This is a genomic window from Polyangium sp. 6x1 (assembly GCF_029946515.1).
Taxonomy (GTDB): domain Bacteria; phylum Myxococcota_A; class Polyangia; order Polyangiales; family Polyangiaceae; genus Polyangium.
The window spans coordinates 87,627-100,900 of sequence record NZ_JARZHH010000026.1 but is presented as its reverse complement, the minus strand read 5'-3'; the positions used below and the strand labels follow the sequence as shown (position 1 = coordinate 100,900).

Genomic DNA, 13,274 nt, shown 5'->3' with positions numbered 1-13,274 from the left:
CTGGCACTTCTACCCCGCTTGTGGCGTGATCGCCAGGCAGGAGCCCTGGTCCAACGCGTGGTCGAGCGTCTCCGCGATCTCGCGCGCGGCCTTCGCCTGCCCCGTGAGGTCCGTTGCAAGGCGAGGCATCAAAATCGCGCGGCCCGCGCGCGGAGCGACCGTGAGCTGAAAAGCCCCCGGCACGTCGATCACGTAGAACGAGGGCCGCTCGCGCACCTCGCCGCGCGACGCGAGCCAATCTCGAAACGCGGGCGGAAAGGGCTCGTTCGTCACGATCTCGTACTGATCACGCCGGATGCAGCTGTAGCGCCGCGTGATCCGCACGCGGCCGACATCGACCACGTCGAGGACCTGCCCGTACGAAGCGAAGCTCCGCCGGTCTTGCCCGGCGTCCAGCGTCATTGCGGCATTCGCTCCACGACGAACTCGCAGTGCGAATCCCCCTGCGCTGCGCAAAGACGCTCGCGGGAGCGGAAGGATCGCGGGTGGCTGAATACCTCGCGATAAAGCTCCTCCGTGAGCGCGGGCCTGCGCGTGATGTCGCCCTGGTAGACGAGGTTCATGAGCCCCGCCATGCCGCCGTTCGCCAGAAAGCAACGTGGCCCGTCGGCCCGCGGATACGATTCGAGATACCCGGACGACTCGTAGCTGTCCCGCAGCTCGACGACGAGCCGCTCGCCGGGCGAGAGCTCCGCGACGCGGAAGCGGCCCCAGCCGAAGGCGTTCACCACCGCCATCATGCCGAAGACCCAGTCCTCGCGGCTCTCGATCATGGGCTGCACGAGCGCGTCCCACTCGACGGAGGCCATGATGCCGCCGAACGTGTGGAACGCGCAGACGTGCGCCGCCTCCGTGAGGAGCGCGATCGCGTCCTCCGTGAGCTCGGGGTTCTCCCGGACGAGCGCGCCGAGGACGCCGAACGAGATCCGGTTGTAGAAATCCGCGTAATGGTTCGTCAGGTACAGACCGAACGCCGGGATGAGGCCCTCCTCGTTGCCGGCGAGGCCCATGCCGACGACGGTCTCGACGATGACACGCTCGTCGATGGCCATCACCACACCTCCACGCGGAAGGAGCACCGCTCGTCCCCGGCGGCGACGCACTCGACCTCGCGGCTCGTGATGCGCTCGGGCGAAAGGCGATGGGCGGCCGCGAGCGCGCCGGCGAGGAACCCCGCGACGAAGAAACAACCCGGCGAGGGCCGCTTGCCCCAGCGCGAGACCCAGCCGACGGCATAATGCGAATGATCGAGCGTCGCCCGCCCGCCGCTCTCGCCGAGCTCGCCGACGTCGACCCGGCCAAACCCCTGCGCGGCGAACATGTCCGCCGCGCGACGGAGCGCGTCCGCCGCCGAGGCGCTCTCCGCCTCGGCTTCGAGCTTCTGCAGCATCGAGCGCGACGCCTCCATCCCCGCGGCCACGAGCAGCCTCGGGGCCCGCTCCTGCAGGGCGTCCTCGATCGTGCGCTGGAGAAAGACGTTGTAATGGTGGCAATGGAACACGAGGCGGCGCCCGCCGAGCGTGGTGATGCCGCGCTCGAGGTCCGCCGTCGGAGCGAGGTGAGAGCTCATCGTTTTGCCTTCCTTTCGTGTTCCAGGATCTCTCGCGCGCAGGCCCACGCGCGCGCGACGAGCTCCGGGTCGTCCGGGATCGACTCGGCGTTGCGCGACAAGGCGCGCCCCACGAGCAAATTCAGCCGCGCAAGCTCCACCACGGCATTGCCGCGGGCGCGCCCACGCACGAATTCCACGACCTGCACGAGCTCTTTGCCCACGCCATGTCTCCGTTGCCGGCTAGAGCCGGCGCCAATCCTCGCCGTGGAAATCGGGAAACGTGACCGTGCAGCTCCCCGGGTCGATGCCCGTGATGCGCGCCCGTCCGCTTTCGTCGAGCATGCCCTCGCGCGTCGCGCCGTCCGGCAGCTCGACGCGGTATCGCTTGAACGGCACGGGCTTCGGCGGATCGTCGTCGTCCACGAGCTCGATGCCGAACCAGGTTTTTTCCTCCCGGGCTGCGACCTTCTCGCCCTTCGGCTCTTCCTTGCGGCCGCCCGCCGCGAGGACGAACTGCATCTCCATCTTGAACGCGCGCAGCTCGCCCGCCTCGAGCGCCCGCCGGAGACTCGCCCGCTGCGCCGCGAACGACGCGCCCTCCCGCGCGCCGAGCGGCCCTGCGAGGAAGGCCGCGATGTCGGCGACGAGCGGATGGAAGCGGGGTTCGTCCGGGAACCAGCCGTCGACGAGCCACGCAGCGAGGCTCCGGGCGACGGGCGACGCGCCCTCGGGCACGGCGCCGGCGCCGAGGCGCGGCACGATCCATACGACGTCCGAGAGCGTGCTGATGCGCCATTTCTTGCCGTGCATGACCTCGCGCCTCGTGCCGTTCGAGGATACGCGCTCTCGCGAGCTTTCCGCAAGGCTCCGCAAAATGCCTACCCTCGCGCGCCGCGTGGTTGCTAGGATGCGCCCCGCCATGACGTCCGTTTCCGTAGAGGATCCCTCCCCGAAAACATCCGATCGTGAGCTTGGCGAGCACGCGTTCCGACTTTGCCAGACGCTCCTACGCATCGATACCACGAACCCGCCGGGCCGCGAGCGCGCCGCGGCCGAGGTCGTGGCTGGCGAGCTCGCCGCCGCGGGGCTCGATCCGATCACGCTCGAGAGCGCGCCCGAGCGCGCGAACGTGGTCGCGCGCCTGCGCGGCACGGGCGAGCTGCCTCCGATCCTGCTCACCGCGCACCTCGACGTCGTCGAGGCCGAGGCCTCGTCGTGGAAACACCCGCCGTTCTCGGGCGTCGTCGCGGACGGCTGCCTCTGGGGGCGCGGCGCGATCGACATGAAGAACATGGCCGCGATGTCGGTCGCGATCCTCGCGCGCCTCGCCCGGGAAAAACCGCGCCTGCGCCGCGACGTGATCTTCGCGGCCGTCGCGGACGAGGAGGCGGGGTGCGATTTCGGCTCGCGTTTCCTCGTGGAAAACCACCCCGATCTCGTGCGCGCCGAGTACGCGATCGGCGAGAGCGGCGGCTACACGCTGCACCTCGGCAAGGCCACGTTTTATCCGATCCAGGTCGCGGAGAAGGGCCTCTGCTGGGTGCGCGCGCGCGTCCGCGGCGAGCCGGGGCACGGCTCGATGCCCCGCGAGGATTCGGCCGTCATCAAGCTCGCGGACGCCATCGCGCGGCTCGGCGAGAAGCCCCTGCCCGTGCACGTGACGCCTTATGTCCGCGATTTCGTGGACGGCCTCGCGGCGAAGCAGCCCGCGCCGCTGCGCGCCCTCCTGCGCCGGCTCCTGCACCCCGCGATCGCGCCGCACGTCCTGCGCGCCTTGCCCGATCGCTCGATCGCGCGGAGCTTCGGCGCGATGCTCTCGAACACGGCGTCGCCGACGATCCTGCGCGCGGGCACGAAGGTCAACGTCATCCCCGGCTTCGCCGAGGCCGAGATCGACGGGCGCACGCTGCCCGGACAAACCGAGGCCGATTTCCTGCGCGAGCTCGGCGCGGTGCTCGGGCCCGAGGTCTCGCTGGAGATCGTGAAGAGCGCGCCGCCCACCACGACCGACCCCGTCGATTCTCCGCTTTACGACACGATCCGCGCCGCGATCCTCGACCGCGAGCCCGGGGCCACGGTCGTGCCCTACATGATCCCGGGCTTCACGGACGCGAAGTACTTCACGCAGCTCGGCGCGAAATGGTACGGGTTTTCCCCCGTGAAGATGCCGAAGGGCCTGCGCTTCGCCGATCTCTTCCACGGCCACGACGAGCGCATCCCGGTCGACGGGTTGAAATGGGGGACCGAGGTCCTCTTCGACGTCGTGCGCAGGTTTTGCCTGTAAAACTCAAGACGAGACGAGCGCGTCCGGCCACCACGGCGCGGCCTCGGCCTCGGCGCGTTCGAGCGCGAGCACCACGTGCGGCAGGCTCGCGCGGACGCGGTCGCCGATCGGGTGCATGCCGAGCCGCGCCGCGAGGCGCATCGAGCGAACATTCTCGGGGACGATATCGGCCACGAGACGGACGGCGGCGACCCGCTCGAAGGCGTAGCGCACGAGGGCACGCGAGGCCTCCGTCGCATATCCGTGGCCCCAGCCATCGAAGACGAAATGCCAGCCGAGCTCGAGGTCGGGCTCGGCCACGTACGGGGCCAAAACGACGTCGCCGACGATGACCCCGGAGGCCTTCTCGACGACGGCGAACCACCCCTGCCCCGCGGGCATGTGCCGCACGCGCTCGAGGATCTCGTCGAGCTTGCGCGCGCTCGCGGCGGCGTCCGGCGTCGCGCCCCACCAGATCACGCGGAGGTCGCCCCAGATACGGTGGAATGCCTCGTGATCGCTCGGCTCGAGCGGCCGCGCGAGGAGCCTCGACGTCTCGAACGTCATGACGGGCATCTTGCCTCGCGCGCGAAAGGCGGTCGAGAAGGTCTTCCCACAGCAGCTTTTCCGGTCCATCCTTTTTCGCGGAGCGAGACACGATGGCGGACGAGCTTTCGAGGCGGGGCGTGCTCAAGGTCGTGGCCGCCGCGGCGGCGGTCGCGGGTTGCAAGACCACGAGCAGCGGGACCACGGCAGGGGCCAGCGAGACGAGCACGGCGCCGGCGGCCTCCGCGGCGGCGGCATCTTCGGCCACGCGGACGCTCGGACGCACGGGCGCGCCCGTCGAGCCCGTGTCGCTCGGCGGCGAGGGCATCTTGCGGACGTGGAACCGCGAGCGCGAGGCCGTGCCGATGATCCTCGAAGCCCTGCGGCTCGGGGTGCGTTATTGCGACACGGCGCCGGCCTACGCGGGCTCGCTCGATTATTACGGCGAGGCGTTCCGGCAGGCGCCGCCGGGGGCGCGCGATCAGGTTTTTCTCGCCTCGAAGACGCACGAGCGGAGCCGCGACGGCAGCTTGCGCCTGCTCGACGAGAGCCTGAAGCGCCTCGGGACGAATCGCCTCGATCTCTGGCAGCTCCACGATCTGCGCACCCGGGAGGATCTCGACGAGATCTTCGGCAAGGGCGGCGCGATCCAGGCCGTCGAGGCGGCCCGGAAGGACGGCCGGATCCGGTTCGTCGGAATCACCGGGCATCACGATCCGGCCATCCTGGTCGAGGCGATGCAGCGCTACGATTTCGACACGGTGCTCTGCGCGATCAACCCGTCCGATCCGGCGCGTTTGCCGTTCCTGACCACGGTGGTGCGCGAGGCGCGGCGGCGCGGAATGGGCGTGATCGGAATGAAGGTGATGGCCGCGGGCAAGATTCTCGCGGACGGCGCGGCGACGCCCGAGGAGCTCATCGGGTACGGTGCCCATTTCGCGGACACGGTCATCGTGGGCATGCGGAGCCCGGCCGAGGTGCGGCAGAACCTCGCCATCGGCCGAGCGCTCGCGCCGCAGGCGAAAGAGGCGCTCGCGGCGCTCGAGCGGAGGCTCGCGCCGCGGGCCGACGAATACTCGTATTTCAAGGCATGAGCATGAAGCCGAGCCTCGTCCGCGTCACGCCCCTCGTCGCCCTCGGCTTGCTCGGCGGCTGTCAGGTCGTGCTCGGCCTCGAGCCGGAATTGCGCCTCGCGACGTGCGAGGAGGGTGAAACGTACGATGCGACGCCCGCCGATTGCCAGCGCGAGGTCTGCAAGGACGGCGAGCTCGTGACGGAGCTGGATCCGGACGACGTGCGGAACGACGTGAACGAATGCACGGAGGACGTCTGCGAGGGCACGACGCCCGTGAATACACCGCGGCCCGCGGATGCGGCGTGTGGACTCGATGGCCTGCTCCGGTGCGACGGCGCGGGAAAATGCCTGGGCTGCATGGACGATACGACGTGCCAGGGCGGCCCCGCCCAGCCGTGCGCGCCGATCACGTGCCAGCAGGGGATTTGCGTGACGAACACGGCGCCGCCCGGCACGCCCTTGCCCGACCCGACCCCGGGCGATTGCAGGGCGCCGGCCTGCGGCGCGAATGGCGTGGCCACGACGGTGTTCGCGGCCGATCCGCCTGCGCCCCCGTCCCCGTGCATCGCGACCGCGTGCATGGAGGGCGAGCCGCAGAGCGCGCCGCGCAATGCAGGGACCGCCTGCATGGGCGGCGTCTGCGACGGGAGCGGCAATTGTGTCGGTTGCCTGGAGACCGCGCATTGCGGCGGCGGGACGATGGTCTGCGTGGGCACGACCTGCGTGAACCATTGCACGGACGCACAGCAGAACCACGGCGAGACGGGCCTGGATTGCGGCGGCGGCTGCCCCGGCTGCGGGGTCGGTTCGCCGTGCGTGGTTCCGACCGACTGCGCCACGAACTATTGCCTTCAAGGGATCTGCTTCGATCCGGGCTTCGGGGGCTGAGCCATGCAATCCGGGCACATCCTCGTCCACGTCACGACACGCTCGGCCGAGGAGGCCGAGGCGCTCGGCGCGGCCGCGGTCGCGCGGAGGCTCGCCGCCTCGGCCCAGGTCGAGCCGATCACGACCACCCATTACCGCTGGAACAACGCGACGCACGCCCACCCCGAGCACCGCGTGACGCTCTTTTCGCGCGCGGCGCTCTGGGACGCGATCGTCGCGTTCGTCCGGGCGAACCATTCCTACGAGCTCCCGCAGATCGTCGCGACGCCGATCGCCCTGGGCCTGCCGGAGTTCCTCGCCTGGATCGACGAGAACACGAGCATGCCGGAGCAAGGGAGCGATGAGGTACAAGAAGCTCGGGACGACATCGATTGAGCTGAGCGCCGTCATTTTCGGGGGCTGGCAGGCGGGCAAAGATTCATGGGCCGGCATCGACGACGACGCGCAGATCGCCGCGCACCGGGCGGCCCTCGACGCGGGCGTGACGACGTTCGACACGGCCGAGAACTACGGGGGCGGGCACAGCGAGCGAATCCTCGCGAAGGCGCTCGCCGGCAAGCGCGAGCGGATCGTGATCTTGACGAAGGTATCCTGGACCAACCTGCGTCGGGAGCAAGTGATCCGGGCATGCGAGGGCTCGCTCGAAAACCTCGGAACGGATAGAATCGACCTCTACCAGATCCACTGGCCTGCCGGGAGCTTCGGTAGCAAGGTCGTGCCCATCGAGGAGACGATGGGCGCGCTCCTGGATCTGAAGGCGCAGGGGAAGATCCGGGCGATCGGCGTATCGAACTTCGATCGAGCGCAGATCGAGGCCGCGAGCCGCGTGGGCCGGGTGGACAGCCTGCAGCCCTGTTATTCGCTGTTTTTCCGGAAGGCGGTGGACGACACGCTCGCGTATTGCCAGGAGAACGGGATCTCGGTGCTCGCGTATTCGCCGCTCGCCCAGGGATTGCTCACGGGCAAGTTCAAGCGCAGGCACATGTTCGCCCCGGGCGACAACCGCAAGGACAACCGTCTCTTCAAGGGTGAGACCTTCGAAAAGGCGCTCGCAGCGCTCGATGAGCTCCGGCCGATCGCCAAGAGAAACAGCGTGACCCTGACGAACCTGGCGCTCGCGTGGCTCGTCGCGCAAGAAGGCGTGTGCGCGATCGCCGGCGCGCGGAACAGGGCGCAGGCGAAGGAGAATGCGCGCGCGGGCGATGTCACGCTCGGCGCGGCGGATCTGGCGGAGATCGACCGGATCGGGCGGGCGGTGTCGGACTCGCTGCCGGCCGGATTGATGTGGGACTGGTGATCTTGTAGGATCACGCTCGATGTCCGAAGCCAACGACCCCGAGATCGCCGAGAAGGTCCGCCACATCGTCGCCGAGGCGCTCGCCCTCGATCCGGCCACGGTGAAGAACGAGTCGCTCCTGATGGCCGACCTCGGTGCCGAGTCGCTCGATTACCTCGATATCGTGTTCAAGATCGAGCGGACGTTCGGCATCCAGATCACGCGGGGCGAGATGCAAAAGGCCGCGCGCGGAGACATGAGCGAGGACGAGTTCGCGCCGGGCGGCGTCGTCAGCGAAAAAGGCCTCGAACGGCTGCGCGAGCTGATGCCGGAGGCGAAGGACCGCATCGTTCCAGGCCTCAGGCCCGTGCAGATCCTGGGGCTGTTCTCCGTGCAGACGTTCGTGAACATGGTGGAAGCGAAGAAGCGGGGGGTGGTGGTTTGACGCGCGGGGCAAGTCAAAGCCCGCCGTCGATCACCACCTGCCCGCCCGTCATGAACGAGTTCTCGTCCGAGACGAGCCACGCCGCGAGATCCGCGACCTCCTCCACCGTGCCGAGCCTGCCGAGCGCCGATTGCGCGACGTAGCTGTCGACGCGGTGCTTCGGCAGCCGCGCCGACAAACCCGTTTCGAGCAGGCCCGGGACCAGGCAATTCACCGCGATTCCATACCGGCCGATCTCCTTCGCGAGCGCCAGGGAGAACCCGACGAGCGCCGCCTTCGAGGCCGCGTAATGAACCGGCGCGTCGAGGACCCGGTCCGCGCCGAACGAGCCCACGTTCAGGATGTGGCCTTTTTTGGCTCGGATCATCGATTTGAGCGCCGCGCGCGAAAAAAGATACGGGCCCTTCACGTTCGTATTCATCGCCGCGTCCCACTCCGCTTCCTCCAGGAGCGCAATCGGGAGGACCTGCGTGAGCGCCGCGTTGTTCACGAGGACATCGATGCCGCCGTACGCGGATTCGACGGCCTTCACCGCAGCCGCCACGTGCGCGGCGTCCGAGACCGATCCCTTGAGCACGAGCGGCGAGGCGCCCGCGGCTTCGAGCAGCGCCCGCGTCTCCTCGGCCGCGTCGTCGCGCTCGCGGTACGTGAACGCCACGCGCGCGCCTTCCCGCGCGAACGCCAAGGCTATCGCGCGGCCGAGGTTCCTCGAACCGCCCGTCACGAGGCAACGTTTTCCCGAGAGGCGCGCGCTCACCGGATCCTCCCGCGGCCGAGCTGCACGAGCGGCGTCGCGGGACGCGGGGAGAAACGCGCGTCGCGCTCGCGGTAGAGGACGTTGTAGGCGCAGGACGGGACATTCGATCCGTCGGGGCCGGGCATGCCGACGCAGCAGCGGCGAATGCGATCCGTATCGAAGGTCTCCTCGTCCATGTGGGTGTGCACGTAGATGGCTTTCGTGTGCATCTCGGCGATTCGCATGCGGATGGCCTCGTCCGTGCCCGGCGCGAACATGCGCTCGACGAGGTCCTTGAGCGCGGAGAGCACAGCATCCGTCTCCTCGCATTCGATGTCGCCCGCCCAGAGCCGATTGAGCACGTCCGCGAGGATCTGCTCCATCTCGGGCCCCGGCACGATGTAGAGCTCTTGCGAGAGGAGGCTGCGAAGATCGTCGCGGCTCATGAAGCGGGTGAACGGGAGCCAGCGGCCGTCCTTCAGGCGGAGCAAATAGGCGATCTGGTAGCAGAGCGGGTGCGCGAGCGGCGAAGGGACGAAATCACGGACCGCGATCCGGCCGCTCGATTGGCGCTCGATGTCGGACAGCGCGTCGAACGCGGTGTAGCGGGCGCTGCGCTCGAAGCTCACGCCGCTCTGGCCCGTGAACGTCATCGGGTGGAACTCGACGGAGCGGATGAAATCCTTCGAGAGCGCGAGGTCGATGAACGCCGAGACCTCGTGGTCGTTCACGCCGCGCGCGAGCACGGGCAAGAGCGTCGTGGCCACGCCGTGTTTCTCCAGAAGATCGAGGATCTTGAGCTTGGCGTTCAGGTGGTGGCCCCCGAGCATTTTTTTGTTGGCCTCGGCCTCGAAGGAGTCGAACGAGAGAATGACGCGCGTGTCGATGCCGGCGAGCCGTTCGAGGAGCGCCTCGTCGCGGAGGAAGCGCAGGCCGTGCGTCGAGATGGTCACGCGGCGGACGCCGGCCGAGACGCACATCTCGACGAGGCGCTCGAAATCAGGGTGCTGCGTGGGTTCGCCGCCCGTGAGGTTGATGATCCGCCGATCCGGCGCGACGTGGTCGAGGTGCCGCAGGATCGCTCCGAGCTCTCCCTCGGACATGTGGTAGGCGCCCTCGTTCTTGTTATGCGTGTAGCAGATCGGGCAATCGAGGTCGCATTTCGAGGTGATCGGCACGACCGGGAGGTGATTGCGTTGCTCGTGCTGCTCGCAAGGGCCGCAATCGTAGGGGCAGCCGGCGGAGACAGGGCGCGGCGAGGCGGGGCGTTCGAGGACGGACGCGTGCCGTACGGTGTCCTCGTACCAGTCCGCGGAGCTCGATACGAGCACCTCTTCCAGTCCATGCAGCTCGCAGCGCTTGCGCAGGACGATCTTGCCCGAGACGCGCACGGTCTCGGCGGGGACCGCGCGCTTGCACGTCCCGCAGAGGCCCGTCGTGGCGCCGAGGATCACGCCTTCGTCTGTTCCGTCTGCCATTGCCGCTTCAGCCATTTCCGGACCGCAAAATCGGTCGTGTGGATGAGGAAAAACCCGAAGACGAGGTTCGTCACCCAGGTGGCCCAGAGGGCCGGGGTGAGCCGCGCGACGGGCGGGAACGGCCGGTGCGCGAGGTTCACGTTGAGCGTGGGCGGCGTCGCGTAATACGCGAGCACGACCATCGCCGCGAGGAAGGCGAACGAGGCCCACGGAGCCCAGCGCGGCAGGCCCGAGCGGCGGACCTCGAGCGCGCCGACGAGGAGCGGCGCGACGTGCACGAGGACCGAGGTCCACGAGGTCGTGTGCGTCTCGCAGAGGTCGAAGAGGTACCCCCAGAGGCCGGCGCCGATATGGAAGGAAAAACCAAAGAGGACGAGCGCGGGCTTGCGGAGGAGGACGCCGAGGGCAAGGACGGCGGTCGCCACGTGGCAGGCGTAGAGCATCTCGGGCAAGAGCCCGTTCGGCATTTTCTCGATGACCGCGTGCAGGACGAGGACGACGAAGAGCAGGAGCCCGACCCAGCGCGGCGTCACAGGCCCCCCGTGATGGGCAGGACGGAGCCCGTCATCCATCGATTGTGGAGCGCGAGGCGGGTGATGGCGCGCGCGGCCTCGACCGGCGTGCCCACGCGCTGAAGCGCGCTGTACCGCTTGTAATCGGCGAGCCGCGCCGGATCGAGGCGCTCGGAGATGCCGCCGCCGAGCGCGCCGAGGAGGACGAGGTTCACCCGAACGTCCTTCGGGCCAAGCTCCTTCGCGAGGGCCTGCGTCATGCCGAGCCGCGCGGACTGGGTCGCGGCGAAATGCACGGAGGATGGGATCTTCGCGATGCCGTCGAGCGCCGCCGTGAGGACCACGTCCCCGGGCCGGCCCGAAAGCCGCGCGGCGAACGATTGCATGGCCACGTACACGGAGCGGACGTTGACCGCGTGCATCTCGTCCCAGAGCGCGTCCGTGACGTCCGCGAGCGCGCGCGCGTCCGAGACGACGGCGGCATGCACGAGCAGATCGGGCGCGGCTTCCTCGGCGTCGAGCGCTTCGAAAAGCCCACGGATCTGCGCTGGTTCGGCGAGGTTCGTCCGGAAAGACCGCGCGCCGGTCTCGGCGGCGAGGGTCTCCGCCATCGCGGCTGCGCGCTGGTACGTGAAGGCGACGCGGGCGCCGGCGGCCGCGAGCGCGCGTACGACCTCGCGGCCCACGTAACCGCTGCCCCCGAGCACGAGCGCGCGCCGAGCGTCGGTCACGAGGACGCCTCCAGGCCGAGTTCGAACCTCAGCGTCTGATCCTCGCGCACGTGCCAGATCTTTTGATCGATGTAGTAATGGTGGAAGAAGATGCCCCAGTAGAGCACGAGGAAAAGCTCCGGGACCGCGGCGCCGCGCGGGAGAGGCGCGAGGCTCGGGAGGACGCCGCGCGCCGCATTGAGCGCGAGGTATCCGAGCGAGACGAAGACGAACGCGGCATACGCGGCGAGCGGGCGGCGGCCGAAGAGAGCCCCGAGCGAGCGCTCGTCGCTCCCCGCGAAGCGGCGCCGGGAGACGGCCGCGACGATGCCGATGTAATTCACGCCGTGCACGATTCCCCCGACGACCGTGGACGCCATGAACGCTTGCTCGGGGTCCTCGGGGCGCGGGACGAGCGGCTCGAACGAGCCCACGACGAACAGCGCGAAGAGCTGGAGGCCGAGCGTGGGGCCGAGCAAATACAGGAGCGGGCGTTCGTCCTCGCCCCGGAAGCGAATTCGACGATAGACGCCATACACGACCGTCGCGACGAGGAGCAGGCCGAGGAGGCCGAGGCCGAGCATCGCGAGGAGACGCGGCGGATCCGCGGGCAAACCGAGGAAGACACGATTTTGCGGGTGGCCGAACGAAAAGAGGCCAAACGCGAGCCAGAGGGCGCCGTGCAAGAAGAGGCGATCCGTCCTGCGCGCAGGGAGCGCCGTGCGCGCGTGGTGCTGGTAGATGGCGAGGACGCCATACGATTGCCGGACGGCATGGTGAAAGCTCCAGAGCGCCGCGACGAGGAGGAAAAGATCCATCGGGGCGCGCAGGCCCGTCGCATGGGTGATCGACCACGCGGCGAGGCCGGGCAGGAGCCACGCGAGGCTCGATACGAGCAAACGTCCGCGGCGCGCGCGGAAGCCCGGGTCGAGGTAGGTGCGCGTCCACGTGGCCGCGAGGTGCGGGCCGTCGACGAGGACGAGGAAGGCCACGAAGAGCGGTACGGTCGCCCGCGGGACGGCGAGCGCGAAGGCCCCGACGAGCGCGGCGAGGAGCGCGCTGCCGAAGAAAAACGCGAGGTCGAAGCGACGACCCCCGATGAAACCGGCCTTCACGGGACCATTCTACCATGCCGGAGGCGGAGGACGCGCGGGAACGAGGCGAGCAGCTCCGTGTCGTGCGTGCAGACGACGACGGCCGCGCCGCGGGCGTTCGCGCGGCGAAGGAGCGAGACGACAGCCGCGGCGCTGGCCTCGTCGAGGTTCGCCGTGGGCTCGTCCGCGAGCACGACGGCCGGGTCGTTGACGAGCGCGCGGGCGATGGCGACGCGCTGCATTTCGCCGCCGGAGAGGCGCGTGACGTCGTGTCGGATGCGCGATTCGAGGCCGAGCTCGGCGAGGAGCGCCTCGGCTCGCGCGAGGGCCCGGCCGTGATGGCCGTGGAGCTTCCAGTGCGGGAGCGCGACGTTGTTGCGCACGTCGAGCGCCGGCAGCAGGTGAAAGGTCTGGAAGACGAGGCCAATGCCTTCGAGGCGCGCGCGGGCCCGCTCGCGCCTCGACATGCGCCGGACGCTGCGGCCGCGCATCGTGACCTCCCCGGAGACGTCCGCGTCGAGCAGGCCGAGGACGGCGAGCAGGGTGCTCTTGCCCGAGCCGCTCGGGCCGGCAATGGCGGCGAGCTCGCCCTCGGCGAGCGTGAACGAGACGTCGTCGAGGGCGCGGACCTCGAGCGCCGGCGTGCGAAAGGACCGTGTGACCGAGGCGAGCTCGTAGAGCGCGGGCGCGTCGGGCACA

At 69.3% G+C, this 13,274-nt stretch carries 18 protein-coding genes; 6 read left to right on the top strand and 12 right to left on the bottom strand.

Annotated features, from left to right (window positions below):
* Positions 1-9: 9 nt before the first annotated feature.
* From QHF85_RS24120 to QHF85_RS24100, 5 genes are read right to left on the bottom strand one after another with little or no spacing between them, the layout of a single operon-like run.
* Complete coding sequence (locus tag QHF85_RS24120) at positions 10-402, bottom strand: hypothetical protein (RefSeq protein WP_281329641.1); 393 nt, start codon at positions 400-402, stop codon at positions 10-12.
* Complete coding sequence (locus QHF85_RS24115) at positions 399-1,052, bottom strand: V4R domain-containing protein (RefSeq protein WP_281329640.1); 654 nt, start codon at positions 1,050-1,052, stop codon at positions 399-401. Before QHF85_RS24115 ends, QHF85_RS24120 begins: the two co-directional genes overlap by 4 nt.
* Positions 1,052-1,570, bottom strand: a complete 519-nt coding sequence (locus tag QHF85_RS24110; RefSeq protein WP_281329639.1) for a V4R domain-containing protein — start codon at positions 1,568-1,570, stop codon at positions 1,052-1,054. Before QHF85_RS24110 ends, QHF85_RS24115 begins: the two co-directional genes overlap by 1 nt.
* Positions 1,567-1,773 (bottom strand): hypothetical protein, encoded by a 207-nt coding sequence (locus QHF85_RS24105; RefSeq protein ID WP_281329638.1) that lies wholly within the window; start codon positions 1,771-1,773, stop codon positions 1,567-1,569. Before QHF85_RS24105 ends, QHF85_RS24110 begins: the two co-directional genes overlap by 4 nt.
* A 19-nt stretch (positions 1,774-1,792) precedes the next feature.
* Complete coding sequence (locus tag QHF85_RS24100; RefSeq protein WP_281329637.1) at positions 1,793-2,362, bottom strand: hypothetical protein; 570 nt, start codon at positions 2,360-2,362, stop codon at positions 1,793-1,795.
* Between the two features lie 109 nt (positions 2,363-2,471).
* Between QHF85_RS24100 and QHF85_RS24095 the strand changes: the two genes are divergently transcribed.
* Complete coding sequence (locus tag QHF85_RS24095; RefSeq protein WP_281329636.1) at positions 2,472-3,836, top strand: M20/M25/M40 family metallo-hydrolase; 1,365 nt, start codon at positions 2,472-2,474, stop codon at positions 3,834-3,836.
* 3 nt (positions 3,837-3,839) lie between these two features.
* Here the strand turns inward: QHF85_RS24095 and QHF85_RS24090 are convergent, their stop codons facing one another.
* Entirely contained in the window at positions 3,840-4,382 is a 543-nt protein-coding gene (locus QHF85_RS24090) for a GNAT family N-acetyltransferase (protein WP_281329635.1), read from the bottom strand.
* A gap of 92 nt (positions 4,383-4,474) precedes the next feature.
* On the opposite strand from QHF85_RS24090, the gene QHF85_RS24085 reads away from it, so the two are divergent.
* The 5 genes from QHF85_RS24085 to QHF85_RS24065 are packed head-to-tail and all read left to right on the top strand — an operon-like array spanning position 4,475 to position 8,045.
* Positions 4,475-5,455, top strand: coding sequence for an aldo/keto reductase (locus QHF85_RS24085; protein WP_281329634.1), 981 nt, complete (start codon positions 4,475-4,477; stop codon positions 5,453-5,455).
* 2 nt (positions 5,456-5,457) lie between these two features.
* Complete coding sequence (locus QHF85_RS24080; RefSeq protein WP_281329633.1) at positions 5,458-6,324, top strand: hypothetical protein; 867 nt, start codon at positions 5,458-5,460, stop codon at positions 6,322-6,324.
* A 3-nt stretch (positions 6,325-6,327) separates the two neighbouring features.
* Positions 6,328-6,699 (top strand): divalent cation tolerance protein CutA, encoded by a 372-nt coding sequence (cutA, locus tag QHF85_RS24075; protein WP_281329632.1) that lies wholly within the window; start codon positions 6,328-6,330, stop codon positions 6,697-6,699.
* The gene (locus tag QHF85_RS24070) at positions 6,665-7,621 is read left to right on the top strand and encodes an aldo/keto reductase (RefSeq protein WP_281329631.1); all 957 of its coding nucleotides are present in this window, start codon (positions 6,665-6,667) and stop codon (positions 7,619-7,621) included. Before cutA ends, QHF85_RS24070 begins: the two co-directional genes overlap by 35 nt.
* A gap of 19 nt (positions 7,622-7,640) precedes the next feature.
* The gene (locus QHF85_RS24065) at positions 7,641-8,045 is read left to right on the top strand and encodes a phosphopantetheine-binding protein (protein WP_281329630.1); all 405 of its coding nucleotides are present in this window, start codon (positions 7,641-7,643) and stop codon (positions 8,043-8,045) included.
* A 13-nt stretch (positions 8,046-8,058) separates the two neighbouring features.
* Here the strand turns inward: QHF85_RS24065 and QHF85_RS24060 are convergent, their stop codons facing one another.
* The 6 genes from QHF85_RS24060 to QHF85_RS24035 are packed head-to-tail and all read right to left on the bottom strand — an operon-like array spanning position 8,059 to position 13,273.
* Positions 8,059-8,802 carry an SDR family oxidoreductase gene (locus QHF85_RS24060; RefSeq protein WP_281329629.1) on the bottom strand — a complete coding sequence of 248 codons (744 nt, stop codon included), beginning with the start codon at positions 8,800-8,802 and terminating at the stop codon, positions 8,059-8,061.
* Positions 8,799-10,259, bottom strand: a complete 1,461-nt coding sequence (locus QHF85_RS24055) for a radical SAM protein (RefSeq protein WP_281329628.1) — start codon at positions 10,257-10,259, stop codon at positions 8,799-8,801. Before QHF85_RS24055 ends, QHF85_RS24060 begins: the two co-directional genes overlap by 4 nt.
* Positions 10,232-10,792, bottom strand: a complete 561-nt coding sequence (locus QHF85_RS24050) for a hypothetical protein (protein WP_281329627.1) — start codon at positions 10,790-10,792, stop codon at positions 10,232-10,234. Before QHF85_RS24050 ends, QHF85_RS24055 begins: the two co-directional genes overlap by 28 nt.
* On the bottom strand, positions 10,789-11,502 hold the full coding sequence (locus QHF85_RS24045; protein WP_281329626.1) for an SDR family oxidoreductase: 714 nt from the start codon (positions 11,500-11,502) through the stop codon (positions 10,789-10,791). Before QHF85_RS24045 ends, QHF85_RS24050 begins: the two co-directional genes overlap by 4 nt.
* Positions 11,499-12,596: a hypothetical protein gene (locus QHF85_RS24040; protein WP_281329625.1), complete on the bottom strand. Its 1,098-nt coding sequence runs from the start codon at positions 12,594-12,596 to the stop codon at positions 11,499-11,501. Before QHF85_RS24040 ends, QHF85_RS24045 begins: the two co-directional genes overlap by 4 nt.
* Complete coding sequence (locus QHF85_RS24035) at positions 12,593-13,273, bottom strand: ATP-binding cassette domain-containing protein (RefSeq protein WP_281329624.1); 681 nt, start codon at positions 13,271-13,273, stop codon at positions 12,593-12,595. The genes QHF85_RS24040 and QHF85_RS24035 overlap by 4 nt, the downstream gene beginning before the upstream one ends.
* Position 13,274: the final 1 nt, after the last annotated feature.

Bases quoted from the DNA above. Each gene is read 5' to 3' on its own strand.
- QHF85_RS24065 (WP_281329630.1), top strand. From the start codon at position 7,641: ATGTCCGAAGCCAACGACCCCGAGATCGCCGAGAAGGTCCGCCACATC.
- QHF85_RS24100 (WP_281329637.1), bottom strand. From the start codon at position 2,362: ATGCACGGCAAGAAATGGCGCATCAGCACGCTCTCGGACGTCGTATGG.
- QHF85_RS24120 (WP_281329641.1), bottom strand. From the start codon at position 402: ATGACGCTGGACGCCGGGCAAGACCGGCGGAGCTTCGCTTCGTACGGG.
- QHF85_RS24115 (WP_281329640.1), bottom strand. From the start codon at position 1,052: ATGGCCATCGACGAGCGTGTCATCGTCGAGACCGTCGTCGGCATGGGC.
- cutA (WP_281329632.1), top strand. From the start codon at position 6,328: ATGCAATCCGGGCACATCCTCGTCCACGTCACGACACGCTCGGCCGAG.
- QHF85_RS24085 (WP_281329634.1), top strand. From the start codon at position 4,475: ATGGCGGACGAGCTTTCGAGGCGGGGCGTGCTCAAGGTCGTGGCCGCC.
- QHF85_RS24110 (WP_281329639.1), bottom strand. From the start codon at position 1,570: ATGAGCTCTCACCTCGCTCCGACGGCGGACCTCGAGCGCGGCATCACC.
- QHF85_RS24080 (WP_281329633.1), top strand. From the start codon at position 5,458: ATGAAGCCGAGCCTCGTCCGCGTCACGCCCCTCGTCGCCCTCGGCTTG.
- QHF85_RS24055 (WP_281329628.1), bottom strand. From the start codon at position 10,259: ATGGCAGACGGAACAGACGAAGGCGTGATCCTCGGCGCCACGACGGGC.
- QHF85_RS24090 (WP_281329635.1), bottom strand. From the start codon at position 4,382: ATGACGTTCGAGACGTCGAGGCTCCTCGCGCGGCCGCTCGAGCCGAGC.
- QHF85_RS24070 (WP_281329631.1), top strand. From the start codon at position 6,665: ATGAGGTACAAGAAGCTCGGGACGACATCGATTGAGCTGAGCGCCGTC.
- QHF85_RS24095 (WP_281329636.1), top strand. From the start codon at position 2,472: ATGACGTCCGTTTCCGTAGAGGATCCCTCCCCGAAAACATCCGATCGT.